We start from the raw sequence: 25607 nt of genomic DNA, 5'->3' as shown, positions 1-25607 counted from the left end.
GGCGTTTTCGTGGTTACCATAGTGTTGTCGGTTCGCGCGGGGCCCTGTCACCGAATTGATCGGACACGCGCGCGATCGGAGCTAAGATGTATGCAACGGGCTGCTTCGTGGCCCGTTTGAAGGCAGGACGGCATGGTATATCGGCGTCGCACACAAACGCAGATGCAGGCCGCAACCGAATCGGTTGCCGTGGCCCCGACTGCGCCGGTGGCGCGTCCGGCGAAGTCCCGCGCGCGCATGATGCGTCAATACGACCTCGTCGAGCGCGTCAGGTCCTACAATCCCAACACTGACGAAGACCTGCTGAACCGCGCCTATGTCTACGCCATGAAAGCGCACGGCTCGCAGACCCGCGCCTCAGGCGACCCGTATTTCTCGCACCCGCTCGAAGTGGCGGCGATTCTCACCGATCTGAAGCTCGACGACGCAACCATCGTGGCTGCGTTGCTCCACGACACGATCGAGGACACCGAAGCGACGCGGGCCGAGATCGACCAGATCTTCGGGCCCGAGATCGGCGCGCTGGTCGAGGGTCTGACCAAGCTGAAGCGGCTGGAGCTGGTGTCGCGGGAGGCCAAGCAGGCCGAGAATCTGCGCAAATTGTTGCTGGCCATTGCCGACGACGTCCGCGTGCTGCTGGTGAAGCTCGCCGATCGCCTGCACAACATGCGCACGCTGGACTTCGTGCCGACGGAATCGCGACGGCGCATCGCCGAGGAGACGCTCGACATCTATGCGCCGCTGGCCGGGCGCATGGGCATGCAGGAAATGCGCGAGGAACTGGAGGATATGTCCTTCCGGACTCTCGATCCCGAAGCCTATTCGGTGGTGATGCAGCGGCTCGATGCGCTCGCCGAGCGCAACCGCAATCTGATCGGCGAGATCGAGGCGCAGCTTTCCAACAATCTGCGGCACAGGGGCCTTGGCGCGCGGGTCTATGGCCGCAGCAAGAAGCCGTTCTCGATCTGGACCAAGATGGAGCGCAAATCGGTCGGCTTCGAGCAATTGTCCGACATCTTCGGCTTTCGCCTCGTCGTCAACGACATCGAGTCCTGCTATCGCGCGCTCGGCATCGTCCACACCACCTGGCCGGTCGTACCGGGGCGTTTCAAGGATTACATCTCGACCCCGAAGCAAAACGACTACCGCTCGATCCACACCACCGTGATCGGCCCTGGCAACCAGCGCGTCGAGCTGCAGATCCGCACCGAGGCGATGGACCAGATCGCCGAGCGCGGCATCGCCGCGCACGTGTTCTACAAAGAGGGCGCCGGCTCGCCGACCGAGTTCCTCAAGCGCGAGTCCAACGCGTTCGCCTGGCTGCGCCACACCATCGGCATCCTCTCCGAAAGTGCGAACCCGGAGGAATTCCTTGAGCACACCAAGCTCGAGCTGTTCCACGACCAGGTGTTCTGTTTCACTCCGAAGGGCAAGCTGATCGCGCTGCCGCGCCATGCCAACGTGATCGACTTCGCCTATGCCGTGCACACCGACGTCGGCAACAGCGCGGTGGGCTGCAAGATCAACGGCCAGTTCGCGCCGCTGTCATCGGAGCTCCAGAACGGCGACGAGGTCGAGGTGCTGACCTCGGAAGCGCAAGCGGCGCCGCCGTCCGCCTGGGAAACGCTCGCGGTCACCGGCAAAGCGCGCGCCGCGATCCGCCGCGCCACCAGGACTGCGGTACGCGATCAATATGTCGGTCTCGGCCGGCGCATCGTGGAACGCCTGTTCGAGCGCGCCAAGATCGAATACGCCGACGACAAGCTCAAGGGCGCGCTGCCGCGGCTCGCGCGGACCTCGATCGAGGACGTCATGGCGGCTGTGGGGCGCGGCGAGATCAAGGCCTCCCACGTCGCGCGTGCGATGTATCCCGACTACAAGGAGGAGCGCATCGCGCGCTACGGCGTCAAGAAGGGGCTTGCCGCCAAGTTCAAGGAGAAGTCGTCGGAACCGCCGCGCAGCTCGGTCGCGATCCCGATCCGCGGCATCAATTCGGACCTGCCGGTGAAGTTCGCGCCGAAACGGCGGCGCCGTGCCCGGTGACCGCATCGTCGGCATCGTCACGCCGGGCGAGGGCATCACCATCTACCCGATCCAGGCGCCTGCCCTGAAGGATTTCGAGGAAGAGCCGGAGCGCTGGCTCGACGTCCGCTGGGACATCGAGGACTCCGCGCCGCAGCGCTTCCCGGCCCGCATCAGGGTCGAGAACGTCAACGAGCCCGGCGCGCTGGCGCAGATCGCGACCGTGATTGCCGAGCACGACGGCAACATCGACAACATCAGCATGCAGCGCCGCTCACCGGACTTCACGGAGACGACGATCGATCTCGAAGTCTACGATCTGAAGCATTTGAGCGCGATCCTGGCCCAGCTGCGCGCGAAGGCGGTCGTCGCCCGCGTCGAACGTGTTAATGGATAGACGCCTTCTGTCTTGGTCTGTCCCTATGGTTCCGTGAGTCCTGAAATGCCTGCACCTCCGCTCCGCCTCGGCGTCAATGTCGACCATGTCGCGACCCTGCGTAATGCGCGCGGCGGCCGCAATCCAGATCCGGTACGCGCGGCGCTACTGGCGATCCAGGCCGGCGCCGACGGCATCACCGCTCACTTGCGCGAGGATCGCCGGCACATCCGCGACGAGGACATGGCGCGGCTGAAAGCCGAAATCTCCAAGCCGCTCAATTTCGAGATGGCGGCGACCGACGACATGATGCGCATCTCCCTCGCCACCAAGCCGCACGCGGTGTGCCTCGTGCCGGAGCGGCGCCAGGAGGTGACGACCGAGGGCGGGCTCGACGTCGTCGGTCAGCACAACGCGCTGGCGCCCTATATCGCGCGGCTGAACGATGCCGGCATCCGGGTGTCGCTGTTCATCGCCGCCGATCCCGCCCAGATCGAGATGGCGGCGCGGCTGCGCGCGCCCGTGATCGAGATCCACACCGGCGCCTGGTGCGACGCCGTCGTCGACGGCCACACCGACAAGGCCGAGGCCGAATGGCGGCGGATCGTGGCGGGCGTAAAGTTGGCGAAGCAGGCAGGGCTGGAGATTCACGCCGGACACGGGCTCGACTATGCCACGGCGGAGACGATCGCGGCCCTGCCGGAGATCATGGAGCTCAACATCGGCTACTACATGATGGGCGAAGCGCTGTTCGTCGGTCTCGCCGAGACGGTGCGCAACATGCGCGCAGCGATGGACCGCGGCCGGAGCCGGGCATGATCATCGGCATCGGCTCCGATCTGATCGACATCACCCGCGTCGGCAAGGTGATCGAGCGCCATGGCGAGCGCTTCCTCGATCGCATCTTCACCGCGGCCGAGCGAGCCAAGGCGGAGCGGCGCGCCAAGAACGAGAAGATGGTTGTGGCGACCTACGCCAAGCGGTTCGCCGCCAAGGAGGCCTGCTCCAAGGCGCTCGGCACCGGCATAAGGCGCGGCGTGTGGTGGCGCGATATGGGGGTGGTCAACCTGCCGGGAGGACGGCCAACCATGCAATTGACGGGCGGGGCGCTGGCCCGGCTCCAGGCCCTGACGCCGGAGGGGTTCGAAGCACAGATCGATCTGTCGATCACCGATGACTGGCCGTTAGCCCAGGCCTTCGTCATCATTTCCGCCGTGCCGCTGGCCAAACCCTGACGGGTCTCCCACGATTTTATAATTATTATTAAAAATCAAATACTTATCCAGTTTTGATGCGTTCCTTGATTGCGTGGTCTGCGACAACCGTCTAAAAGTCCGCGGACGCAAATCAGCCTGGGCGAATTCGGCTTTACGCCGGAATTGGCTCTCATTATCAGAATCAGGACAATCTCCTTGGGACGCGAACCGACGGGCCGTTCGCGGGAGGGGGGCGCGCTGTGGACCGCTGGCCGGAATTGAGAGAGCAATGAGCGTGACTTCAGGGACCAAAACTGAGACCGGCGTGGGCGAAACCATCCGGGTCGTGATCCACGCCCTCTTGATCGCACTCGTGATCCGCACCTTCCTGTTCCAGCCGTTCAACATCCCATCCGGCTCGATGAAGGCGACGCTGCTGGTCGGCGACTATCTGTTCGTCTCGAAATATTCCTACGGCTACAGCCACTACTCGATCCCGTTCTCGCCGCCGCTGTTTTCGGGGCGGATCTGGGGCTCGGACCCGAGCCGCGGCGACATCGTCGTATTCCGCCTGCCGAAGGACGACTCCACGGACTACATCAAGCGCGTGATCGGGCTTCCCGGCGACCACATCCAGATGCGGGACGGTCTGCTCTACATCAACGACACGCCGGTCGAGCGGCAGCGCATGAGCGAATTTGTCGGCGAGGATCCCTGCGGTTCGGAAGGCGGCGGCGTCTCCCGGGTGAAGCGTTGGAAGGAGACGCTTCCGAACGGCGTGTCCTACGAGACGCTGGACTGCGCCGATAACGGCTACGTGGACAACACCAACGTCTATACCGTGCCGACCGGCCACTTCTTCATGATGGGCGACAACCGCGACAACTCCACTGACAGCCGCTTTCTCGGCCAGGTCGGGTACGTGCCGCAGGAGAATTTGGTCGGGCGCGCCCAGATGATCTTCTTCTCGATCGCCGAAGGCGAGCATGCCTGGATGTTCTGGCGCTGGCCGTGGGCGGTGCGCTGGAATCGCTTCTTCAAAATCGTCCGATGAAAGACGAAGTCAAGGACATCGCGACCCACCCGACCGAGGCGCAAGCGGGCCCCGACGGCGAAGCTGCGACCAACACCCTTGAAATCAAGACCCCTGCAAAGAAGAAGCGGGTGCGGAGCAGCAAGACCAAGGGCCCGGATGCGAACGCGGCGCTTGAGGCCCGCATCGGCCACAGTTTCGCCGATCCAAACCTCTTGATGCAGGGCATCACGCATGTCTCGGCGCTGAAGTCCGGGCGCAAGCGTGGCGACAGCTATCAGCGGCTGGAATTCCTCGGTGACCACGTGCTCGGACTTGTCGTCTCCGACATGCTCTATCACGCGTTCCCGAACGCCGACGAAGGCGAGATGTCCAAGCGACTTGCTGAACTGGTGCGCAAGGAGAGCTGCGCCGACGTCGCCAAGTCGCTCGGTCTACTCGACGACATCAAGCTCGGCTCGGTCGGTCCTGGTGCCGACGCGCGCCTGCGCAAGAGCGTGCTCGGCGACATCTGCGAGGCCGTGATCGGCGCCGTCTTCCTCGACGGCGGCTACGCGGCGGCGTCCGAGTTCGTCAAGCGCAACTGGACCGAACGCATGCACAAGCCGCGGCGTCCCTTGCGCGATCCCAAGACCGTTCTGCAGGAATGGGCGCAAGGCAAGGGACTGCCGACGCCGGTCTACCGCGAGGTCGAGCGCACCGGTCCGCATCACGATCCGGAGTTTCGTGTCGCGGTGGATCTGCCGGGGTTGGCGCCGGCCGAAGGCACCGGCGGCAGCAAGCGCGCAGCGGAGAAGGTAGCGGCTTCAGTGATGATCGAACGCGAAGGTGTTGGCGGCGGCAATGACGGTTGAAACAAGTGGCGAGGCGCCCGCCGCAACGAGCTGCGGCTTTGTCGCGCTGATCGGCGCCCCGAACGTCGGAAAGTCCACGCTGGTCAATGCGCTGGTCGGGGCCAAGGTCACGATCGTCTCGCGCAAGGTGCAGACCACGCGGGCGCTGATCCGCGGCATCGTGATCGAGAACAACGCGCAGATCATCCTGGTCGATACGCCCGGCATCTTCCTGCCAAAGCGCCGGCTCGACCGCGCAATGGTCTCGACGGCCTGGAGCGGCGCGCATGACGCCGACCTCGTCTGCGTGCTGCTGGATGCCAAGGCCGGTATCGACGAGGAAGCCGAGGCGATCCTCACCAAGGTCGCAAGCGTCAAGCACGAGAAGATTCTGGTCATCAACAAAGTGGATTTGGTCCAGCGCGAGAAGCTGCTGGCAGTGGCGCAGGCGGCCAACGAGCGCATGGCCTTCGCGAAGACCTTCATGATCGCGGCGATCTCCGGCGACGGCGTCGACGACCTCAGGCATACTCTCGCCGAGATCGTGCCGCCGGGGCCGTTTTCTCTATCCCGAAGACCAGATGTCGGACGCGCCGATGCGGCAGCTTGCGGCCGAGATCACGCGCGAGAAGATCTTTCGCAAGCTGCACCAGGAATTGCCCTACCAGTCCACGGTCGAGACCGACAAGTGGGAGGAGCGCAAGGACAAGTCGGTCCGCATCGAGCAGACGATCTTCGTCGAGCGCGAGAGCCAGCGCAAGATCGTGCTTGGCGCGGGCGGCGCGACGATCAAGTCGATTGGCGCGGACTCACGCAAGGAGATCGGCGAGATCCTCGGTGTGCCGGTGCATCTGTTCCTGTTCGTCAAAGTGCGCGAGAACTGGGGCGATGATCCCGATCGCTACCGCGAGATGGGCCTGGAATTTCCCAAAGAATAGCCAAGAAAAGATCGGTCACCGATGAGCGTACCCGGCAACGTACGGCGCTTCGAAGCGCTGCTCTATGCATCCTTGATGCTGGATGCCCTGTCGGTCGCGGTGCAGGACCGCACGCCGAATGCCGAGATGACCGAGCAGATGATCATGACGGCGACGCTGCTCGCCGGCGGCATGATCCTGCTGCTGGTCTATTTCGTCTGGCTCGCTGCACGCTGGCGCAAGAACTGGCCGCGATGGGTGCTGGCGGCAGCGCTCGTGCTGTCGGTGATCTCGCTCGGCCAGATCATCGGCGAGAAGGGCATGGAACTCGACAGCGCCATCGAGATCGTCTCCTGCGTGCTGACGGCGATGGGATTGTATTTCTCGTTCAGCGGAGATGCACAGGGTTGGTTCAACGCGTGAGGGTTCGCCGCTTTGCGCGGTTGATCAAATTGGTGGGCACGCTTCGCTTTGCCGACCCTACGATCGCCTGAAATGCGCTAGACTCCGCACATGGAATGGACCGACGAAGGCATCGTGCTGGGCGTGCGGCGGCATGGCGAGAGTAGCTCCATCGTCGAGCTGCTGACGCGTGCGCACGGCCGCCATCTCGGTCTCGTCCGCGGCGGCGCCGGCTCGCGGATGCGGCCGCTGCTGCAGCCCGGCAACAGCCTCAGCGTGGTGTGGCGGGCGCGGCTCGACGAGCATCTCGGCACCTATGCCATCGAGGGCCTCAAGCTGCGCGCGGCGACGCTGCTGACATCCCCCCACGGCGTCTATGGCATCACCCATCTCGCCTCGATTGCGCGGTTGCTGCCGGAGCGCGATCCGCACGAAAACATCCTGGCGCAGCTCGAGCATTCGCTCGACGATTTCGACGACATCGGCGGCGCCGCCGTGCACCTGATCCATTTCGAGCTGGCGATGCTCGCCGAGCTCGGCTTCGGGCTTGCGCTGGAAAACTGCGCGGTAACCGGGGAGACTACCGACCTGATCTATGTCTCGCCGAAATCAGGCGGCGCGGTGTCACGCGGCGCGGGCGAGCCGTGGCGGGATCGGTTGTTGCGGCTGCCGCCGTTTTTGCGTCGTGGCGTAGCCGCGAGCGACGTCACCGACCAGGATCTTCAGGACGGCCTTCGGTTGACCGGGCTGTTCCTGCTGCGCCATGTGCTGGAGCCGCGGGGGCAGGGCCATTCCGACGCGCGGGCAGGCTTCATCAACGCGCTGACGAGACAGCAGGCGAAGGCCGCGATTCCCGCGCCATGAGGCTGGCGCGGCTCTGCATTGCCCCAATAGGCCAACCGTCATTGGAACCAAATTGGGTTTCCTGGACTTGCCCTCGGGGTTCCAACCGGGGATAAGCCTCATGCTGATCAAGGGATTTGTGATATCGGCGGCGCTTGTCACGCTGGCGCCGGACGCCCTCGCAGGCGAGCAACCCGGCGTCTTTCGCCGCGCCTCCTGCACCGTTGTCAGGTTCTATGTGGCTAAATATTCCGCTGCAGCAGCAGAGGCATGGGCGCGATCCAAAGGTGCGACGGAGGCCGAGATCGAGACTGCGCGGCGGTGCCTGACCAATGCCCCGGCCACCACGCAGGCTAAAAACGCGCAACCCACCCAGACCTTCACCGCAGGCTGGGCCGGCCAGTAGGCCGCCCACAGGGAACCAATCGATCCTTGCCCGATTCGCTTCCACGGTTTAACCGGGCGGCATGGGAAAACGATTGATTCCGCCGGAGGAACCGGCCGAAATTCACGAGGTGCCTCTGCGTGAGGCGCTGGAAGAGCGCTATCTTGCGTACGCGCTTTCCACCATCATGCACCGCGCGCTGCCCGATGCCCGCGACGGCCTGAAGCCGGTGCACCGGCGCATCCTCTACGGCATGCGCCTGCTCCGGCTCGACCCCGGCACGGCGTTCAAGAAATCCGCCAAAATCGTCGGCGACGTGATGGGCTCGTTCCATCCGCATGGCGACCAGGCGATCTACGACGCCATGGTCCGCCTCGCGCAGGACTTCTCCTCGCGCTATCCGCTTGTCGACGGCCAGGGCAATTTCGGCAATATCGACGGCGATAATCCCGCTGCCTACCGCTACACCGAAGCGCGGATGACCGACGTCGCGCGGCTTCTGCTCGACGGCATCGACGAGGACGGGGTCGAGTTCCGCCCTAATTACGACGGCCAGTCGAAAGAGCCCGTCGTGCTGCCCGGCGGCTTCCCGAACCTGCTCGCCAATGGCGCGCAGGGTATCGCGGTCGGCATGGCGACCTCGATCCCGCCGCACAACGCCGCCGAGCTCTGCGAAGCCGCGCTGCATCTGATCGAGAAGCCCGACGCGAAATCCAAGGCGTTGCTGAAATGGGTCAAGGGCCCGGATTTCCCGACCGGCGGCATCTGCGTCGATTCCAAGCAGGCGATCGCTGAAGCCTATACCACCGGCCGCGGCTCGTTCCGCGTCCGCTCCCGATGGGAGCAGGAAGAGGGCGCACGCGGCACCTGGGTCGTCGTCGTCACCGAGATACCCTTTCTGGTGCAGAAGTCGCGCCTGATCGAGAAGATCGCCGAGCTGCTGGACCAGAAGAAGCTGCCGCTGGTCGGAGACATCAGGGACGAGTCGGCCGAAGACGTCCGTATCGTAATCGAGCCGAAGTCGAAGAATGTCGATCCGGCGCTGATGATGGAATCGCTGTTCCGGCTGACGGAGCTCGAAAACAAGATTCCGCTGAACCTCAACGTGCTGATCAAGGGCCGTGTGCCCAAGGTGGTGGGACTCGCGGAGTGCCTGCGCGAATGGCTTGACCATCTGCGCGACGTGCTGATCCGTCGGACCAACCATCGCAAGGCCGAGATCGAGCGCCGGCTGGAGATTCTCGGCGGCTTGCTGATTGCCTATCTGAACATCGACGAGGTGATCAGGATCATCCGCAACGAGGACGAGCCGAAGCCGGCGCTGATCAAGGCGTTCAAGCTCACCGAAGTGCAGGCTGAAGCCATCCTCAACATGCGGCTGCGAAGTCTGCGCAAGCTCGAGGAAATGGAGATCCGCAGCGAGGACAAGGATCTGCGCAAAGAGCTGAAGGGCATCGAGGGATTGCTGGCGTCCGAACGCGAGCAGTGGAAGAAGGTCGCCGAGCAGGTTGGCAAGGTCCGCGACATGTTCGGGCCGAAGACCGCGCTCGGCAAGCGCCGCACCACCTTTGCGGACGCGCCCGAGCACGATCTCGCCGCCATGGAGGAGGCCTTGGTCGAGCGCGAGCCGGTGACCGTCGTCGTCTCCGACAAGGGCTGGATCCGCACCCTCAAGGGCCATGTCGAGGATCTCTCGGGGCTGGCCTTCAAGCAGGACGACAAGCTCGGGTTCGCGTTCTTCGCGGAAACGACCTCGAAGCTGCTGCTGTTCGCCACCAACGGAAAATTCTACTCGCTCGACGTCGCAAAACTTCCGGGCGGCCGCGGTCATGGCGAGCCGATCCGCCAGTTCATCGATCTCGAGCCGGAGGCCGCGCCGGTCACGCTGTTCGTCAACAAGGGCGGCCGCAAATTCCTGGTCGCGAGCCACGAGGGCCAGGGCTTCGTCGTCAACGAGGACGATTGCGTCGGCACCACCAAGAAGGGCAAGCAGGTCCTCAACGTCGACATGCCGAACGAGGCGTGCGCGATCACCGAGGTGCTCGGCAACACTATCGCGGTGATCGGCGAGAACCGCAAGATGCTGGTCTTCCCGCTCGACCAGACGCAGGAGATGCCGCGCGGCCGCGGCGCGCGCCTGCAGAAGTACAAGGACGGCGGCCTTTCGGACATCGCGGTGTTCGACGCCAAGGCGGGGCTGACCTGGAAGGATTCCGCTGGCCGCGAATTCTCGGCGACGATGAAGGAACTGGCCGAGTGGCAAGGCACCCGCGCCGACGCCGGCCGCCTGGCGCCGAAGGGTTTCCCGAAATCGAACAAGTTCGGCAGGGTGATCGGGTAGCTCGACGTTCAAACGGGAGGTGCGGTTTGTTGATTCGCAAATCGCGCACCTCCTAACGTTTGATTGCGATTTCGTCCTTTGTGCCGACAAACGCAGCATTTCCCGCGGCGTGCTGTTGCCGTTTGAACACGCCGAAAGGCTTTCGCGATTCGCTCGCTCAACGAGAGATAGCGAATCACGAATCTCCGTGATTCCATCTGCACCAGATATTTTGAGAATTTCGTTGGGGACTGGGAATGGGGCCAGGATCGAACACGGTGTTGCGTCCGCCGCGCTGCCTGCTTCTATGTAGCGTCTCGCTCATCGCATTGTCCGGTTCAGCGCTCGCTGCGGACTTGCCCGTGGTCAAGGTGGCGCCGGCGCTCGCCGCGTCCTGGGCGGGCTTCTATCTCGGCGTCCACGGCGGCTATGGTTGGGGGCGCGACGACTTCTCACAGTCGGAAGCGTTTGCGCTGGCGACGCCGCAATCGGTCAACGGCATCCGCGGGAAAGGCGCCGTCTACGGCGCCCAGGCCGGCTACAATTGGCAATTTGGCCGCGCCGTCACCGGGCTCGAGTTCGATTTCTCGGCGACCGACATCAAGGGCAGCAACGCGGTCAGCCAACTCCTCGGCGGGACGGACGCGACGACCATCACCCTCAGCGAGAAGGCGCAATATCTCGGCAGCGTTCGCAGCCGCCTCGGTTGGCTGCCGGCCGACAATGTGCTGCTGTATGGGACCGCAGGCCTCGCCTGGGAGCGGCTCGACTCCACATCGCAGACATTGCAGACCTCGACTGCGCCGGTCAGTGCGACGCTGTCGTCCAGCCGCACGCCGACCGACCGGTTCGGCTGGGTCGCCGGCGCCGGTGTCGAGGCGATGCTGGGCAGCCCGAACTGGATCGGCCGCATTGAATATCTGCATTATGATTTCGGCCAGATCGCGGACTCGTCCGCGATCACCGCTGCGATCGGCCAGGTGAACTCGATGTCGGGGTCGCAGACCATCGACCTGGTTCGCGTCGGCGTGTCCTACAAGTTTGGCGAGCAGGCGCGTCTCGCGCCGGTGCCTTACGTCAAGGCGCCCATGATGGCATCGGCGCGCAACGGCTGGGCCGGGTTCTATGCGGGTGCCCATGGTGGCTATGGCTGGGGCGATGATCCCGCGAACTTGCCGCTGCCGCTGCTCGACTTTGCACCGGATGGCGCACTGACCGGCGCAAAGTCGCAAGGCTGGGTCGCCGGCGGTCAGTTCGGCCACAACTGGCAATATGATCGCGTGGTCGCCGGCCTCGAGGCCGACCTCAGCGCGGCCGACATCAAGGGCAGCACCTCGACAGCTTCGATCGCGGTTCCTGGCTTCGCCTCGACGCTGAAGTTTGACGAGAAGGTGAAATATCTCGGTACCGTGCGCGGCCGTCTCGGCTGGACGCCGATCGACACCTTACTGCTGTACGGTACCGCCGGCCTCGGCTGGGAACGGCTCGAGATCTCCCAGGTGCAGCAGGACACCACCGCGACGGGCGTCACCACCACGCGGACGGCCACACCGAGCGACCGCTTCGGCTGGGTTGCAGGTGTGGGGGGCGAGATGATGCTCGGCAGCAGCAACTGGATCGGGCGGCTGGAATATCTGCACTACGATTTCGGCCGCGTCCGTTCGGATTCAAGTCTGGTTTCCGTCTCGCCGCCGCTCGCGAATTTTGCCGCGGCGACCGCGATCGGCCATCAAACCGTCGATCTCGTGCGCGCGGGCGTGTCCTACAAGTTCGGGCCGGACGCGGCTTTGCCGGTGTCTGCGCTTGCCTACGCCAAGGCGGGCCCGCCGCCATCGCTGCAAAGCTGGTCCGGCTTCTATCTTGGCGCCCATGGCGGCTATGGCTGGAAGCAGAACGATTTTTCGAATGCCTCCCTGCTTGGCGGGGTCACCATCGGCGATATCAGGTCGAAAGGCTGGCTCGGCGGCGGCCAGGCCGGCTACAACTGGCAGTATGCGAGCGTCGTTGCGGGTGTCGAGATCGACGGCAGCGCTACCGGCATCAAGGGCTCGACGCCAACCGTGCTCGCGGGCACCATCAGCGACGCGCTGTCGGACAACGTCAAATACCTGGGCACGTTGCGGGGGCGTCTCGGCTGGACACCCTCGAGCGGTTGGCTTCTCTATGCCACCGGCGGTCTCGCGTTCGAACGTGCGCACCGCATCGATAGCTCGGCCAACTCGGCCCCCAGCCCGGTCACGGCCGCTGTGATCGAGACGGCGCGCAATCATTTCGGGATGGCCGCGGGCGCCGGTGTCGAGACCTTCCTCGGCAACTCGAACTGGATCGGCCGCATCGAATATCTGCACTACGATTTCGGCACAGTGGAAGCGACCAGCAACATCACGACCACGGAGCCAGGCGGCACGCCCACCACGGATCGAGGCGGCCGGCAGACCATCGATACCGTTCGTGCCGGCCTGTCCTACAAGTTCACGCCATAGAGCTCGGCTCAGATCACCCCGACCAGCCGCAAGGCCACTGCCGCGCCTGCAAATTATCGTCGCCGACGATTTCTGTCTTATGTTTTCATATGCCGCAACGCGCGGCGGGTGAGGCCGGATCATCGCCCGCCCAGCCCGCCGCCTCTCGCGCCGGTTTGCACGGTCTGATACCGTCCGCCATCCCGGTTTTCTGGAACGTTGAGAAGTAGCGGCGATGTATGATGTCATTGTTGTCGGCGGCGGCTCAGCCGGCGCCGCTGTTGCGGCACGGCTCTCCGAAGATCCCGCACGGCGTGTCCTGCTGCTGGAAGCGGGTCTCGACTGGCGCGCCGACGAGGCGCCCTGGGAAGTGATGACGCCAAATCCCATCCCGATCATCCACAAGCGCGAGTACCAGGAGAAATGGCAATGGCCTGATCTTCTGACGCGCCGGGTGGCGGGGCAGGAGCCGCGCTTCTACTGGCGCGGCAAGGGCCTCGGCGGCTCGTCGATGATGAACGGCCAGATCGCCATCCGCGGCGTCGCCGATGCGTTCGACGAATGGGCCGCCAATGGCTGCACCGGCTGGTCGGCCAAGGACGTCATGCCGTTGTTCTCGGTGATCGAGGATGATCTGGAATTCGGTGACGCAGCGGGCCATGGCCGCGGCGGACCGCTGCCGGTCTATCGCGCGCCTCCGGAAAAATGGGGCCCGATCGATCGCGGCTTGCGCGATGCGGCGCTGGCGAGCGGCTATCCCTGGTGCGCCGACGTCAATGGTCCCATCGGCGAGGGCGTCGCTTGCTATCCCATCAACAGCCGCGACAGCCGCCGCATCACCACCAACGAGGGTTATCTGGAGCCCGCGCGCGGCCGCCCCAATCTGGAGATTCGCGGGCACGCACTGGTCGATCGCGTGCTGATCAGTGACGGCCGGGCGACCGGCCTTCGCGTTCACATCGAGGGGCAGGGCACCAGCGAGATCAGCGCGCGCCAGATCGTGCTCTGCGCCGGTGCCATCCATAGTCCGGCGATCCTGCTGCGCTCGGGCATTGGACCTGCCGATGAGCTGAAGGCGATGGGGATCGCGGTCGAGCGCGATCTGCCGGTCGGCCGCCACTTCTTCGACCATCCGCTGTTTCGCGCCACGGTCCAGCTCCATGAAAACCTGCAGCCGAGCGATCCCGACACCCGCCACACCAATTGCTGCGTGACCTATTCGTCGGGCCTTGGCGATGGCGGCAAACGGGACATGATCCTGATCGCCTTCAACCACCGCGGCATCGGCGTATCAGGAGCGATCGGCGCCGGGCTGTTCAACGCGTATTCTCGTGGAACACTTAAACTGGCCTCGACCGACCCCGCGATCGATCCTGTTGTCGAGGAGAACATGCTGGCCGATCCCCGTGACATGCTGCGCATGATGGATGCGGTGAAACGGCTGGCCGTGATCACCTCCCAGCCGGCGCTATCAGGCATCGCCGACTGGATCCGGCTGACCGACACCGATCTGACGCTGCCGCAAGCAGCCGCGCTGCCGGATCGTGAACTCGATGCGCTGCTGCGGCGTGAAACCGGCGACATCCAGCACGCCGCCGGCAGTTGCCGCATGACCGGCTTCAAGCAGGCCGACGGCGTGGTCAACCCTGATGGTACGGTGAAGGGCATCGCGGGCCTGCGCGTCGCCGACGCCTCGATCATGCCGTCGGACTGCCGCGCCAACACCCACTTCACGACGGTGATGATTGGGGAAGCGATTGCGCGGATGATGAGGCGGTAGTTCTGCTGCGTCAAACCACTCTTCTCCTCATCCTGAGGAGCGCGGAACGCGCGTCTCGAAGGATGGCCTCGGGCAAATATCCGGGCCTTCATGGTTCGAGACGCGCTTCGCGCTCCTCACCATGAGGGTCTTATGACGCAGCAAGATTCAGCCGTTTCTCTTCAATTCACATTTCAAACAGCGGGCGAGAGTTCGCATTCTCGCGGCGCATTTCGCCCGAGTTCTACCGCTCGCGCCACCTTCAAGGAAAGGGTGCAGGGAAGGCCGGGCGCCGGCGGGCACCCGCAAGGTCCGTGCGCCATAGAAATGCACACGGGGTGGACCGCAGGTTCGCCGGATCGCCCGGCCTTCCCTGCGCGATGGTTTTAACGTGTCCTTCGTGCTCTCCCCGGGGAGCGATGCACTATTGCCCCCGTCGCCCTGCGGATAGCTGATGCGCGCGCCCGGTCGGGCCGCCTCATCACCGCAGGACTTGACGCACAGACCCCGGGCGTCAGGACCACACGACTTGTTCGTCCGCGCACGTCTTCGCTGGGACTTCGAGTGCTGGCGTGTGCTCACACCCGAAGCCATGCGAAGACGCTGTCGGCGTCGTGTCGTCGGCGCGAAGCGATTGCTCACAGCCGAAGCCGCCCTGCAATGCCTGTTACGCCCGACGCCGTCGCGTCCATCGCTGCCCAGCCCGCGGTTCGTGACGATCGCGATCCGCCCCTTGTCTCGGGCCAGGGTGTTTTGTCTGTACGATAAATCAGAAATTCGGTAAAGTGGAATATTTTGCGAGATGGGCTTGACAGGCGGTGTGGCGGAAGTGGTCGCGGCTGTTTTGCCCGACGGGACGGGGAGGCGAGGGTGACGGCTTTCGCCCAAAGGGCGCGTGCTGAGAGACGGCAGCTTCCGAGGGCAGAGCGGAAGTCGTTCGGCGCGGTCATCATCGACCGCTTGTGACCCGAAGCAGACATCGAAGGACTGATCCTGCAAACCAGCCGCGTCGAGTCACTGCAGTCGAGCCAGGCTCGCATTGATCTCGATCGTCTTTGCGCTCACGATAGTTTGTCTGACGGGAGCAGTATATAACTGGATTTTTCGAACCACGACTGCACCAGGATGTTGAATGACTCTCCCCTTCATCGCTTGCGCATCCATCACCGCAATCAGCGCAATCATCAGTCTTGGATTTTCCATGGCGGCGGCATTAGGTGCGAGCAACACTGCCCGCACCATGGCACTTTATGCCTGTGCGAGAAGCACGGCTTTAGTGATCGCGAGCGCGGTCCCATTTATTACGGGGTCAACTGGATGGCTCCAAGCCGTCGCATGGAGCATGATCATCGTTCAGGCCGGTGATGCCGTCATAGGCGGGACGATCAAAGATCCGATGAAAACCTATGGTCCTGCAGGCACTGCTCTACTGAACCTCGCGGCAGTGATTTGGCTGATCCAAGCCGTTCGATTCGGAGCTAGCTGATTGCAGACGATCAGGTGTGGTCCTGGCCCATCGGCGAAGTGGCGACCCGCTTCATTAAAGTCCGCTAATCGAGGCATGGCGGACTAGATTAGCGCAGGTTGAGTATTTCGGATTTTGACCCCTTGCGGACATTTGAGGCCGCCGCAGTTGGCGGCCTCTTTCATGACAGCCTTGCCCCACGCGGCGCGCGGCCTTCCCCGCCTGCCAAATGATCTTCGATGTTATCGGCGATCTCCTCGCAGACCGACGCCAACGCAAGCAGTTCGGTTTTAACGAGACGATCGTCGGCCTGCTCGACAAGTTTCCGACACGTGACCGCTTGATCCCGTAGATAGATAAGCCAATCATGTATGCCGAACACGGTACCGTTAAGCTTGGAGTGGTGACAATTCATGGTGGAGCTTTCACTAGAACTTCCCGCTTTAGGCCGTCTTGGCGAACATCGTGAGCACACCGTCGGCGATGTTGATGGCAACAACCTGCGACGAGCTCAAGCCCTTCGCTTTAAGCGCAGATACTGCCGCCGGTGCCGCGTCAATGGACTTCCGAAGTGATTGCAAATCTTCTTCGCTTGTCTGCGCGACGATTTCATCGACCTTTGAGCGAACCGCAGGTTGCAATTGCTTGATGTCGACTACCTGTATGCTTCGAATGACCGTGTCGGACTGAGCGGGCGGTTCCTGCGCTCTGGGTTGCGGGGACGCTCCTTGAGCCTGCACGAAAGCGGTCATCCCAAGCGAGAGTGCTGCAATAATGACGGATGCAGTAACGATGCGCATGGTTATTCCTTTCCTCAGTTTGGGAACCAAACGCACTATCCACGAACTTTGGTTAGCGTTGGATTCTCTCGTGGCCGTTCGGTGAAACCAATGCGGCAGTAACAGTTCCCCGGCCCACAATGACGTGCGGGCAGAAAAGTTTGGCGGATAGGCGAGCGACTTCCGCTGCGGCCTAAGCAGAAGAACGTAACAACCACTCATGTCGGCTATTGAGGGCGGAAGCTGGCGAACATCGCGCCAGGCTGCGTCGACCGCTTCTGGCCCATCACGTTGGCTGGCACAGCGCAGCGACATGTCCGGAGCGAGAGGTACAGCGGAAGTCGTCCCACTCGGGTCCGACCGCCACCTTTGACCCAGATCCGACAATAGTTTGGCTCGAGGGATGGCTGATGCAGGTAAATCCCGCTGACACTTGGCGGTAGGGCTAGCGAATCAGATTCTTTTGGCGCGCGACAGATCTTTGATGTAGGCTGTTTATTCAGCCGCGAGCGGGCAGTGCCGAAGGTCCGTTTATTCTCAGCGGCATGTTGCCACGGCGGGGTATATGGTCTTTCGCTCAACGCGGTTATGACCGCCTATTTTGTTGAGCCCGATATAAATCTTGCGCTTTAGTGACCTGAACATTCTCCGACAGGAGGAAGTCACCATGCATTTTGTATGACGGGGCAATACACACCAAAATCCCTCAACAGCATTATGGACAAGCCTGGGACCAATCGCGTGGAAGCGGCCAACAACCTCATCGAAGCCGCCGGCGGGAAACTGATCTCAATGGATAGCACCGCTTCTGAAGGTCCGGGCGTCCTGGTGATTTTTGATGTGCCCGATCCGAGTGCGGCACCAGCCATTTCCGGTACCGTGGTGGCATCCGTCGCCATCCACAATGTAAACCTCGTCAGGCTTTGGACGCAGGACGAAATTGCCAAGGTCCGCCAAACTGTAAGTCAGCTTCGGGGCAAGTACTCCCAGCCTGGCAGTTGAGGGAGATACACGCCGCCGCAGGAGCGCGCCGATTGCCTCGGTCCCGTTAAGTAGCATTTGAAGTAGCATTTGCCGATTCAGAACAGATAATTTTGATGAGGTCATCATGCCGGAGACATTTGAACTATTGCTGTGGTGTGCCGCGCTTGCGACGTGGCTGATGCTTCTCTTCGCGATCGTGAGCGAGGCACTCAAGCCGCTATCAAAGAGCATCCGCCGACTGATCGAGGAGGCTTTCAAGGTCAAGGTGAAGTGATCGGGCTACATTCTTCGGTCGAAACTGAAGCGGCCCGCCCCAGTGACGAAGATCAACATCGCGCCTCCCATGATCGAGATGTTCTTCAGAAAATGATTGTATTGACCAATCTGCTGCGCACCGGCCGGATACTCCCAGTAGCGGTGTGCAATAGCAGTTGCCACCAGCACGAACATAAATGTCAGCACTGCGCAGAAACGCGTTCCGATGCCCAATACCAAACTAACGGATATCAATATTTCCAGTGCGATGTTCGTCGCCGTGAACAGCTCGGGTGCTGGAAGGTTCAGCGACCTGGAGTAGCCGACGGAGCCGCTGAAGTTGATTATTGCTCCGTAGGCGCTTCCGACGAATACCCACGCAAATAGGATGCGACCTACCAAGATCAGTGCATCAGCTTTACTTGTGGCGAACTCATCTACCGGCCGTGAGTAAAAATTGGATTTCATTGGCAAAGCCTCCGTTGTTGTCCAACACGGCTGAAAACGTTTACGGCTGAGAGTAACCTATCACGAATAGCGGAACGGCATGAAGCGGCTCTACCAGCTCTTCGGAGCACTGCAACCGCTTCGTCGTTCGTCTGCCAATGGCCGTCAGCGAACGTCCGGGCGGTTGGCCGCCTCTTGTTTTCGGAAATGTCGCCTATTGGCCCATCGCGTCGGTTGGCGCAGTGCAGCGACAGGTCCGGAGTCAGGGGCTAGACCGGACGTCTCGAAGGCAGGGATTGAGCGACGTGAATGGCCCAAGGCCGCCATGCAACCCTGACGGCTTAACGATGCCTTTCGATGGCAAACCGGATGCGACGAACCTATGAGCCGGCTCCCTAGATCACCCCCGCCAGCCGCAGCGCTACGCCCGCAGCGCAGCTGCCGGCGAGCACCGTGAGCATGCCCAGCTTGAACCGGAAGAGCGCGGTCGCGGCCGCGATCGACAGCACGAGCGCGGGCATGTCGACGCTCGTCAGCACCGGCATGTCGAAGGCAAACGGGAAGGCATGCACCGGCACGGTCTCGCGGAACAGCGTGTGCAGCGCGAACCAGATCGAGAGGTTGAGGATCACGCCGACGACGGCGGCCGTGATCGCGCTGAGCGCGCCGGCAAGGCCGGTGTTGCCGCGCAGCCGCTCGATGTAGGGGGCGCCGACGAAGATCCAGAGGAAGCAGGGCGTGAACGTGACCCAGGTCGCGAGCAATCCGCCCAACGTAGCCGCGAGCATCGGCGACAGGCCGCTCGGATCGCGATAAGCGGCCATGAAGCCCACGAACTGGAGCACCATGATCAGCGGGCCCGGCGTGGTCTCGGCCATGCCGAGGCCGTCCAGCATCTCGTGCGGCTTGAGCCAGTGATAGTGCTCGACCGCCTGCTGGGCGACATAAGCCAGCACCGCATACGCGCCGCCGAAGGTGACCAGCGCCATTTTTGAGAAGAACAGCGCGATGTGACTGAAGACGTTGTCTTGTCCAACAGCGAGCAGCAGCGCGATTACCGGCACCAGCCAGAGCGCCAGCCACAGCGCACCCACGCGAATCGTGCGGGCGGTGTCGGGTCGGACGTGATCGGGCACGGCTCCGCCGAGCATGCTGTCGACCAAGGCGCTGCTGCCGCCAGGGCCGTGACCGGCCGGCGCGAATTCCGGACGGCCCTGCCTGGCACCGACATAGCCGATGATGCCGGCGGCAATGATGATGATGGGGAAGGGGACCGCGAAAAAGAAGATTGCGACGAAGGCAATCGCGGCGAGCGCGATCATGATGCGGTCCTTCAAGGCGCGCTTGCCGACGCGCACCACGGCTTCGACGACGATGGCGAGCACGGCGGCCTTCAGCCCGAAGAACAGCGCCTCGACGAAACTGACATTTCCGAAGGCGGCGTAGACGTAGCTCAGGCCCATGATGGCGATGATGCCGGGCAGGATGAACAGCCCGCCCGCCATCAGCCCGCCGGCGGTGCGGTGCATCAGCCAGCCGATATAGGTTGCGAGCTGCTGCGCCTCGGGGCCCGGCAGCAGCATGCAGTAGTTCAGCGCGTGCAGGAAGCGGCCTTCGGAGATCCAGTTCTTTTCCTCGACCAGGATGCGGTGCATCACCGCGATCTGGCCCGCGGGTCCGCCAAAACTCAGGCAGGCGACGCGGAGCCAGACGCGAAAGGCTTCACCGAAGCTGATGCCGTGACCGGCATCAGCTCCTGTTTCGATAGTACGGCTATCCATTACGCCTTCACCTTGTTGGTCGGCCAGTTGTGGGTCTCAGCCGTGGCATCGCGGCACCAGCGGTAGAACGCGTCGTAGAGCAGCATGCCGGCCTCGAGCTGTTCGAGATCGTCGTCGTACATCCGCGACAGCCCGAGCGATGCCGCGAGCAGGCCGGGGGCCTCCGGTGCGAGGTCGGGCCGCGCCGTGTCGGCGCCGCGCACCAGCGTTGCCAGGCGAAGCAGAGCCGGTGCCGCGATCCCGAATTCCTCGATCATCACGTCGAAGGTGCAGAGCTCGCCGCGGTGGCTCCAGAACACGTTCTCGATGTCGAAGGGGGCTGCCTTGAATCGCTCGCCGACGGCGACCACTTCGGGGGGTGCCACGAACAAGAATACCGCGTTGGGATCGACGAAGCGGCGGATCAGCCAAGGGCAGGCGATGCGGTCGACCTTGGGCCGCGCACGAGTCACCCAGACGGTGCGTCCCTTGACGTCGCGCGGCGGCAGCTTGCTTGTGTCGAGCAGCGGCAGCTTTGCCTCCTTCCAGCCCTCGAAGCCGCCTTCCAGCGTCTCGGCCTGGACCCCAAGCTGCCTGAGCCAGGCCGCCGTGCCCTGCGCGAGCTTTCCGCCGCGCAGGCAGGAGACGATCGCGGTGCGGCCAGCGAATTCGCCGCCCCATTCCGCAACATTGTCGTGGCTGAGCTTGATCGAACCCGGGATCAGCCGCCGGTCGGCGGCAAAATCCTCGTCGGTGCGCACGTCGATCAGGACTGGGGCATTTGCCGTGCCGATCAGCCGTGCCAGTTTTTCAGATGATATCGTCGTGTAGGAAGACATGATGCGCCCTCGTAAAAAACAACGGGACGCGATACTTGGGCATGTCGCCTCGTGGGGAGATCGCTCAATCCCCATGGACTTTCATTACACCGAAACCGCGCCGACCTGTCAATCGGCCCGTTTTCGCCAATTTTGCCGGGAAGACCCGCAGGTCTATATTGCGGGTCAACGGACCGGACCTTATCGGAGAATTCTCGATGCATTCCCATTCCATCGAACAATGGACCCATGACCACGCTTTTCTGGGCGACAAGCACGACGAGAACGAGCGGCGCACCTGGCTGGTTGTCGTCCTGACGCTGGTCATGATGGTCGGCGAGATCGTCGCCGGCTCGCTGTTCGGCTCGATGGCGCTGCTCGCCGACGGCTGGCACATGGGGACGCACGCGGCGGCGTTGGGGATTGCCGCGTTCGCGTATCGCTTCGCGCGGCGGCACCTCGGGAATTCGCATTTCACCTTCGGTACCGGCAAGTTCGGCGATCTCGCCGCCTTCGCCAGCGCGATCATTTTGGGTTTGATCGCGGTCGAGATCGCCTATGAGAGCGTGCTGCGACTGTTCACGCCGGTGCCGATCGTCTATGGCGAGGCGATTGCGGTCGCCGCCCTCGGCCTTTGCGTCAACCTCGCCAGTGCGTGGCTCTTGCGCGACAGCCACGATCACCACCATCACGGCCATGCGCATGATGACCATGAGCATCATGATTACGGCCACGATCATGATCATCATGACCGCCACCACCACGACAACAATCTCCGCGCCGCCTACGTCCACGTCATGGCGGATGCGGCGACGTCGGTGCTGGCGATCGCCGCGCTCGTGGTCGCCATGTATTCGGGATGGGTCTGGGCCGATCCGGCAGTCGGCCTGATCGGCAGTGCCGTGATCGCAAGCTGGGCGTTCGGCCTGATCAAGACATCCGGCGCGGTGCTGCTCGACGTGCGCGCCGACGAGAAGCTCGAGCGCACCATCCGCGCGCGAATGGAAGTCGGCGACGACCGCGTCACCGATTTGCATCTGTGGCAGGTCGGTCCCGGCCATTGCGCGGTGCTGCTCTCGGTGGTGTCGGACCAGCCGAAGCAGCCGGCCGTCTACAAGCGGCGGCTCGCCGGCCTGAAGGGGCTGAGCCACGTCACGATCGAGGTTGAGACCTGCCCGCATTGACGATGGCTTTGCGGGAATTCTGCGTACGGGCCGGGGTTGATCCTCGGTCACAGCCGACATGGCTGCCAGGGAGGAACAAATGATGCCAAGGATCAAGCTCGCTCTCGCCATCGCCGCACTGGCTCTGTCCGGTCATGCGGCGCTGGCGCAGTCGGAAAAGACCGGTGTCGAAAAGCTCTACGTCCTCAACTGCGGAGAAGGCACCGCCGGCGACATCTCGCGCTGGACGCCCGGCCTGAACGAGGGCAAGACGATGGACTTCGTCGATAGCTGCTATCTCATCAAGCACACCAAGGGCTGGTTCCTGTGGGACACCGGCATCGCCGACGCAGTCGCGGCGATGCCAAATGGCTTGCCGCCCGCCGATCCCAAGGCCGTGACCTGGCGGCGGCCGAAGACGCTTGCCGCCCAGCTTGACCAGCTCGGCGTCAAGCCCGCTGACGTCAAGGTGATGGCCGTCTCGCACACCCATCCCGACCACATTGGCAATGTCGAGCTGTTTCCGCAGGCGACGCTCTACGTGCAGAAGGCCGAATATGATTGGCCCGGCGCCAACAACGAGCCGCGCTTCAAGCCGTCGCATCCGGTCGAGCTGCTTGCGGGCGACAAGGACGTGTTCGGCGACGGCAGCGTGACCATCCTGTCGACGCCCGGCCATACGCCGGGACACCAGTCGCTGCTGGTGAAGTTGCCGAAGACCGGCGCGGTGGTGTTGTCCGGCGATGCGGTGCACTTCAGGGATAATTGGGACAACCGCCGCGTGCCCAGCATGAACGCCAACAAGGACCAGAGCGCGGCCTCGATGCAGAAGATCGCCGACACGCTCGGCAAGGAGAAGGCGCAGCTCTGGATCAACCACGACAAGGCTCAGCGCGACAGCCAGAAGATGGCGCCGGAGTTTTACGACTAGCTTCCCGCAATGCCTTGTTGCCACTATGGTGGCAGCAGGGACGTGCTAGCGCCCTCAACAAGCTCCGCAACGGGAGACGTTTGTGGGAGAATGGGCCGGGGTCGCGATCGCGCTGGTATCGAGCAGTCTCGGCGGCACGGCCGCGGCGATCACCCGCTATCTCGTTAGTGGCGCCGATCCGATCTTGCTCGCAATCCTGCGCTGGGGGATCGGCTTTCTCTGCCTTCTTCCGTGTGCGCTGATGCTCGGCGTGCGCTGGCCGCAGCGGTCCGACTGGCCGGCCGTGACGCTGCTCGGCATCTGCTTCTTCGGGCTGTTCTTCATCCTCTACAACATCGCGGTGTCCTACACGACCGCGGCGCGGGCCAGCCTCGCTCTCGCGACGCTGCCGCTCCACACCATGGTGGTCGGCGCGATCCTCGGCGTGGAACGCCTGACGGCGCGCAAGATCACAGGCGTCGGCATCGCCGTGCTCGGCGTGGCGGCGGCGCTGGCCGCGGGTCTGGCGCAGAGCCCGCCCGGCGCGTGGCGTGGCGAGCTGATCATGAGCGGTGCCGTGTTCTGCATGGCGTTCTACAACGTGCTGTCGCGTCCGCTGATGCAGCGCTCGAGCCCACTCGGCTTTCTCACCGTCGGCATGGGCGCGGGCGCCGCCGTGCTGGTGCTGGCGGGCTTCGTGAAGGGCAGCTTTGCCGCGCTTGATCACTTCACGATGGGGCAGTGGATCGCCGGCATCTATCTCGGCATCGGCGGCGGCGCGCTCGCCTTCATCCTCTGGGTCATGGCGCTGGCGCGCGCAACGCCGACCCGCGTCGCCAATACGATGACGGTCAATCCGATCGCCGCCACCCTGCTTGCCGCGCTGCTGATCGGCGAGCCGATCACACCCAATCTACTGATCGGGCTGATTGCGGTGTTCGCCGGCATCTGGATCGCGACCAGCGATGCCAAGGCGGCTTAGCTCCGCGGTGCGGTCACGGCGGGCGGACTTGCTTCGGGCGCCTTCTTCGGCTTCAGGGAGCCGGCATAGAACGAGATCAGCCACACAAGAATGATGGCGAGGAGATAGACGCCCCAAGCCTGCGGCGGCGTGGTCGCCCAGCGCAAGAGGCCTTTGAATGTGCGGGGCGGGCTTGTGTCTTCGGTCATGCTTCGCTTGTGCGCGAAAGCTCCGGCCCGGTCAATCCGGCCGCGGTTGCGCGCGGATCATGAACAGCGCGGCCAGCGCCGAGAGGCTGAGGGCCGACGAGACGATCAGCACCTTGGTGCCCATGACGTCGATGAGCAGGCCGAAGGCCAGCGGCGCCACGGCCTGCGCCATCCGTGCCGGCGCGCCGATGATGCCGAGGCGATAGCCAAAATCCTTCGGGCCGAAGATCGACAGCGGCAGCGTGCCGCGCGCGATCGTCAAAATGCCGTTGCCCGAGCCGTGGAGCAGTGCAAACGCGCTCGCTGCGGGAGCGCCGAAGATGGCGAGAACGGCCGCGCCGAGCGGATGGGTGAGGCAGGCGAGCCGGGTCGACCACAGCGGATGGAAGCGACTGAGAAAACCCGCTTCGAGAATGCGCGCGGCCACCTGTGCGGGGCCGATCAGCGCGCCGGCCGCGATCGCCTCGACATGCGTCGCGCCCGTTGCCTCCAGCAGGCGCGGGAAATGGACGGCCATCGCGCCGGTGACGGTCCAGACCGCCGCGAAGACGAAGGCGAGCAGCACCATGGTGCGGTTGAGCGGCAGATGCGGCTTCTCGGCCGTCGCCGCGGCCTGCCTGGCGCCCTTGATCGCCGGCAGCATGAAGAAGTTGAGCGGCAATCCGATCAGGATATTGGCGGCCGCCCAGGCAAAGCAGGTCTCTCGCCACCCGAAATGCAACAGCCCCCACGCGGTAAGCGGCCAGCCGACGGTCGATGCAAAGCCCGCCATCAGCGTGATGCCGGTGATGGACCTGCGCGCCTCGGTGCCGTAGATGCGGCCGAGCGCGGCGAAGGCGGCGTCATAAAGTCCCATCGCCATGCCGATGCCGAGCACGAGCCAGGCAATCGCCATCACCGCCACCGAGTGCGAGAGGCCCAGCAGGACGAGGCCGGCGGCGATCGTCAGGTTCGAAACCGAGAGCACTTGCCGGCCGCCGACGAGATCGATCTGTCGCCCGATGCGCGGGCCGAGCATCGCCGAGATCACCAGCGAGGCCGAGAACGCGCCAAAGATCCAGTTGGAGGAGACGCCGAGGTCGCGCGCCATGGGATCGGCGAGCAGCGCCGGCAGATAGTAGCTGGAAGCCCAGGCCAGGGTCTGTGTGGTGCCGAGCGCCAGGATGATCGGAAGCTGGTGCTGGCTCATGTCCCTGTATGTCTTGTCAGCAGTGTCATCGATTCCATTTGCAGCCGGCGACGAGAGCGCGTCAACAGCGTCCGTGACATATTCGATCTGCTGTGGACGGGAGCCTTCATTGCACGCGT

The 25607-nt window shown here is 63.6% G+C and carries 24 protein-coding genes and 2 pseudogenes; 19 read left to right on the top strand and 7 right to left on the bottom strand.

Going from position 1 to position 25607, the window contains the following annotated elements:
* Positions 1 to 132: 132 nt before the first annotated feature.
* The 12 genes and pseudogenes from ACVWYI_RS23905 (at position 133) to ACVWYI_RS23850 (ending at position 14569) form a co-directional block, all read left to right on the top strand.
* Positions 133 to 2419, top strand: a pseudogene (locus ACVWYI_RS23905) (RelA/SpoT family protein).
* 45 nt (positions 2420 to 2464) lie between these two features.
* Positions 2465 to 3217, top strand: coding sequence for a pyridoxine 5'-phosphate synthase (locus ACVWYI_RS23900; RefSeq protein WP_247349465.1), 753 nt, complete (start codon positions 2465 to 2467; stop codon positions 3215 to 3217).
* Positions 3214 to 3633 carry a holo-ACP synthase gene (gene acpS / locus ACVWYI_RS23895; RefSeq protein WP_247349464.1) on the top strand — a complete coding sequence of 140 codons (420 nt, stop codon included), beginning with the start codon at positions 3214 to 3216 and terminating at the stop codon, positions 3631 to 3633. Before ACVWYI_RS23900 ends, acpS begins: the two co-directional genes overlap by 4 nt.
* 250 nt (positions 3634 to 3883) lie before the next feature.
* The gene (gene lepB, locus ACVWYI_RS23890; protein WP_247349463.1) at positions 3884 to 4648 is read left to right on the top strand and encodes a signal peptidase I; all 765 of its coding nucleotides are present in this window, start codon (positions 3884 to 3886) and stop codon (positions 4646 to 4648) included.
* Positions 4645 to 5481, top strand: coding sequence for a ribonuclease III (rnc, locus tag ACVWYI_RS23885; RefSeq protein ID WP_354104932.1), 837 nt, complete (start codon positions 4645 to 4647; stop codon positions 5479 to 5481). The genes lepB and rnc overlap by 4 nt, the downstream gene beginning before the upstream one ends.
* A pseudogene (era, locus tag ACVWYI_RS23880) lies at positions 5471 to 6398 on the top strand (GTPase Era). Before rnc ends, era begins: the two are co-directional and overlap by 11 nt.
* Before the next feature lie 21 nt (positions 6399 to 6419).
* Complete coding sequence (locus ACVWYI_RS23875) at positions 6420 to 6800, top strand: hypothetical protein (RefSeq protein WP_247349460.1); 381 nt, start codon at positions 6420 to 6422, stop codon at positions 6798 to 6800.
* Between the two features lie 90 nt (positions 6801 to 6890).
* A complete protein-coding gene (recO, locus tag ACVWYI_RS23870) occupies positions 6891 to 7643 on the top strand; it encodes a DNA repair protein RecO (protein WP_247349458.1) in 753 nt (250 codons plus the stop codon).
* 100 nt (positions 7644 to 7743) lie between these two features.
* A complete protein-coding gene (locus ACVWYI_RS23865) occupies positions 7744 to 8028 on the top strand; it encodes a hypothetical protein (RefSeq protein ID WP_247349456.1) in 285 nt (94 codons plus the stop codon).
* 61 nt (positions 8029 to 8089) lie between these two features.
* The gene (gene parC, locus ACVWYI_RS23860) at positions 8090 to 10348 is read left to right on the top strand and encodes a DNA topoisomerase IV subunit A (protein WP_456663363.1); all 2259 of its coding nucleotides are present in this window, start codon (positions 8090 to 8092) and stop codon (positions 10346 to 10348) included.
* A gap of 341 nt (positions 10349 to 10689) precedes the next feature.
* Positions 10690 to 12810 carry an outer membrane protein gene (locus tag ACVWYI_RS23855; RefSeq protein WP_456663362.1) on the top strand — a complete coding sequence of 707 codons (2121 nt, stop codon included), beginning with the start codon at positions 10690 to 10692 and terminating at the stop codon, positions 12808 to 12810.
* A gap of 214 nt (positions 12811 to 13024) precedes the next feature.
* A complete protein-coding gene (locus ACVWYI_RS23850; protein ID WP_456663361.1) occupies positions 13025 to 14569 on the top strand; it encodes a GMC family oxidoreductase in 1545 nt (514 codons plus the stop codon).
* 993 nt (positions 14570 to 15562) lie between these two features.
* Here ACVWYI_RS23850 and ACVWYI_RS23845 read toward each other — a convergent pair.
* On the bottom strand, positions 15563 to 15790 hold the full coding sequence (locus ACVWYI_RS23845) for a hypothetical protein (RefSeq protein WP_456663360.1): 228 nt from the start codon (positions 15788 to 15790) through the stop codon (positions 15563 to 15565).
* Between the two features lie 100 nt (positions 15791 to 15890).
* Between ACVWYI_RS23845 and ACVWYI_RS23840 the strand changes: the two genes are divergently transcribed.
* The gene (locus tag ACVWYI_RS23840) at positions 15891 to 16034 is read left to right on the top strand and encodes a hypothetical protein (protein ID WP_456663359.1); all 144 of its coding nucleotides are present in this window, start codon (positions 15891 to 15893) and stop codon (positions 16032 to 16034) included.
* Between the two features lie 208 nt (positions 16035 to 16242).
* Positions 16243 to 16365, top strand: coding sequence for a hypothetical protein (locus tag ACVWYI_RS23835; RefSeq protein WP_354051668.1), 123 nt, complete (start codon positions 16243 to 16245; stop codon positions 16363 to 16365).
* Between the two features lie 91 nt (positions 16366 to 16456).
* Here ACVWYI_RS23835 and ACVWYI_RS23830 read toward each other — a convergent pair whose 3' ends face one another.
* Positions 16457 to 16813: a hypothetical protein gene (locus tag ACVWYI_RS23830; protein ID WP_354104924.1), complete on the bottom strand. Its 357-nt coding sequence runs from the start codon at positions 16811 to 16813 to the stop codon at positions 16457 to 16459.
* Between the two features lie 657 nt (positions 16814 to 17470).
* On the opposite strand from ACVWYI_RS23830, the gene ACVWYI_RS23825 reads away from it, so the two are divergent.
* Positions 17471 to 17794 carry a GYD domain-containing protein gene (locus ACVWYI_RS23825; protein WP_456663358.1) on the top strand — a complete coding sequence of 108 codons (324 nt, stop codon included), beginning with the start codon at positions 17471 to 17473 and terminating at the stop codon, positions 17792 to 17794.
* Between the two features lie 106 nt (positions 17795 to 17900).
* Positions 17901 to 18050, top strand: coding sequence for a hypothetical protein (locus tag ACVWYI_RS23820; protein ID WP_247349445.1), 150 nt, complete (start codon positions 17901 to 17903; stop codon positions 18048 to 18050).
* A 5-nt stretch (positions 18051 to 18055) separates the two neighbouring features.
* Here the strand turns inward: ACVWYI_RS23820 and ACVWYI_RS23815 are convergent, their stop codons facing one another.
* The 3 genes from ACVWYI_RS23815 to ACVWYI_RS23805 form a co-directional block, all read right to left on the bottom strand.
* Positions 18056 to 18499 carry a DoxX family protein gene (locus tag ACVWYI_RS23815; RefSeq protein WP_456663357.1) on the bottom strand — a complete coding sequence of 148 codons (444 nt, stop codon included), beginning with the start codon at positions 18497 to 18499 and terminating at the stop codon, positions 18056 to 18058.
* 374 nt (positions 18500 to 18873) lie between these two features.
* Positions 18874 to 20259, bottom strand: coding sequence for a chromate efflux transporter (gene chrA / locus ACVWYI_RS23810; RefSeq protein WP_456663356.1), 1386 nt, complete (start codon positions 20257 to 20259; stop codon positions 18874 to 18876).
* Positions 20259 to 21077, bottom strand: coding sequence for a chromate resistance protein ChrB domain-containing protein (locus ACVWYI_RS23805; protein WP_456663355.1), 819 nt, complete (start codon positions 21075 to 21077; stop codon positions 20259 to 20261). The genes chrA and ACVWYI_RS23805 overlap by 1 nt, the downstream gene beginning before the upstream one ends.
* Before the next feature lie 197 nt (positions 21078 to 21274).
* Here ACVWYI_RS23805 and dmeF point away from each other — a divergent pair, with 197 nt between their 5' ends.
* The 3 genes from dmeF to ACVWYI_RS23790 all read left to right on the top strand — a co-directional run bounded on the left by dmeF (position 21275) and on the right by ACVWYI_RS23790 (position 24111).
* Positions 21275 to 22240, top strand: coding sequence for a CDF family Co(II)/Ni(II) efflux transporter DmeF (dmeF, locus tag ACVWYI_RS23800; protein WP_456663354.1), 966 nt, complete (start codon positions 21275 to 21277; stop codon positions 22238 to 22240).
* A 79-nt stretch (positions 22241 to 22319) separates the two neighbouring features.
* Complete coding sequence (locus tag ACVWYI_RS23795) at positions 22320 to 23150, top strand: N-acyl homoserine lactonase family protein (RefSeq protein WP_456663353.1); 831 nt, start codon at positions 22320 to 22322, stop codon at positions 23148 to 23150.
* Between the two features lie 82 nt (positions 23151 to 23232).
* Complete coding sequence (locus ACVWYI_RS23790; protein ID WP_456663352.1) at positions 23233 to 24111, top strand: DMT family transporter; 879 nt, start codon at positions 23233 to 23235, stop codon at positions 24109 to 24111.
* Here the strand turns inward: ACVWYI_RS23790 and ACVWYI_RS23785 are convergent.
* Positions 24108 to 24299, bottom strand: a complete 192-nt coding sequence (locus ACVWYI_RS23785) for a hypothetical protein (protein WP_247349438.1) — start codon at positions 24297 to 24299, stop codon at positions 24108 to 24110. The genes ACVWYI_RS23790 and ACVWYI_RS23785 overlap by 4 nt on opposite strands.
* Positions 24300 to 24330: 31 nt before the next feature.
* A complete protein-coding gene (locus ACVWYI_RS23780) occupies positions 24331 to 25488 on the bottom strand; it encodes an MFS transporter (RefSeq protein WP_456663351.1) in 1158 nt (385 codons plus the stop codon).
* Between the last annotated feature and the right edge of the window lie 119 nt (positions 25489 to 25607).

The sequence above is a fragment of the Bradyrhizobium sp. LB13.1 genome, assembly GCF_054056815.1.
This window is presented reverse-complemented; position numbering and strand designations above follow the sequence as displayed.

Coding starts and splice junctions, on each gene's coding strand:
- ACVWYI_RS23900 (WP_247349465.1), top strand. CDS start 2,465: ATGCCTGCACCTCCGCTCCGCCTCGGCGTCAATGTCGACCATGTCGCG.
- acpS (WP_247349464.1), top strand. CDS start 3,214: ATGATCATCGGCATCGGCTCCGATCTGATCGACATCACCCGCGTCGGC.
- lepB (WP_247349463.1), top strand. CDS start 3,884: ATGAGCGTGACTTCAGGGACCAAAACTGAGACCGGCGTGGGCGAAACC.
- rnc (WP_354104932.1), top strand. CDS start 4,645: ATGAAAGACGAAGTCAAGGACATCGCGACCCACCCGACCGAGGCGCAA.
- ACVWYI_RS23875 (WP_247349460.1), top strand. CDS start 6,420: ATGAGCGTACCCGGCAACGTACGGCGCTTCGAAGCGCTGCTCTATGCA.
- recO (WP_247349458.1), top strand. CDS start 6,891: ATGGAATGGACCGACGAAGGCATCGTGCTGGGCGTGCGGCGGCATGGC.
- ACVWYI_RS23865 (WP_247349456.1), top strand. CDS start 7,744: ATGCTGATCAAGGGATTTGTGATATCGGCGGCGCTTGTCACGCTGGCG.
- parC (WP_456663363.1), top strand. CDS start 8,090: ATGGGAAAACGATTGATTCCGCCGGAGGAACCGGCCGAAATTCACGAG.
- ACVWYI_RS23850 (WP_456663361.1), top strand. CDS start 13,025: ATGTATGATGTCATTGTTGTCGGCGGCGGCTCAGCCGGCGCCGCTGTT.
- ACVWYI_RS23845 (WP_456663360.1), bottom strand. CDS start 15,790: ATGGTGCGGGCAGTGTTGCTCGCACCTAATGCCGCCGCCATGGAAAAT.
- ACVWYI_RS23840 (WP_456663359.1), top strand. CDS start 15,891: ATGATCATCGTTCAGGCCGGTGATGCCGTCATAGGCGGGACGATCAAA.
- ACVWYI_RS23835 (WP_354051668.1), top strand. CDS start 16,243: ATGATCTTCGATGTTATCGGCGATCTCCTCGCAGACCGACGCCAACGC.
- ACVWYI_RS23830 (WP_354104924.1), bottom strand. CDS start 16,813: ATGCGCATCGTTACTGCATCCGTCATTATTGCAGCACTCTCGCTTGGG.
- ACVWYI_RS23825 (WP_456663358.1), top strand. CDS start 17,471: ATGACGGGGCAATACACACCAAAATCCCTCAACAGCATTATGGACAAG.
- ACVWYI_RS23820 (WP_247349445.1), top strand. CDS start 17,901: ATGCCGGAGACATTTGAACTATTGCTGTGGTGTGCCGCGCTTGCGACG.
- ACVWYI_RS23815 (WP_456663357.1), bottom strand. CDS start 18,499: ATGAAATCCAATTTTTACTCACGGCCGGTAGATGAGTTCGCCACAAGT.
- chrA (WP_456663356.1), bottom strand. CDS start 20,259: ATGGATAGCCGTACTATCGAAACAGGAGCTGATGCCGGTCACGGCATC.
- ACVWYI_RS23805 (WP_456663355.1), bottom strand. CDS start 21,077: ATGTCTTCCTACACGACGATATCATCTGAAAAACTGGCACGGCTGATC.
- dmeF (WP_456663354.1), top strand. CDS start 21,275: ATGCATTCCCATTCCATCGAACAATGGACCCATGACCACGCTTTTCTG.
- ACVWYI_RS23795 (WP_456663353.1), top strand. CDS start 22,320: ATGATGCCAAGGATCAAGCTCGCTCTCGCCATCGCCGCACTGGCTCTG.
- ACVWYI_RS23785 (WP_247349438.1), bottom strand. CDS start 24,299: ATGACCGAAGACACAAGCCCGCCCCGCACATTCAAAGGCCTCTTGCGC.
- ACVWYI_RS23780 (WP_456663351.1), bottom strand. CDS start 25,488: ATGAGCCAGCACCAGCTTCCGATCATCCTGGCGCTCGGCACCACACAG.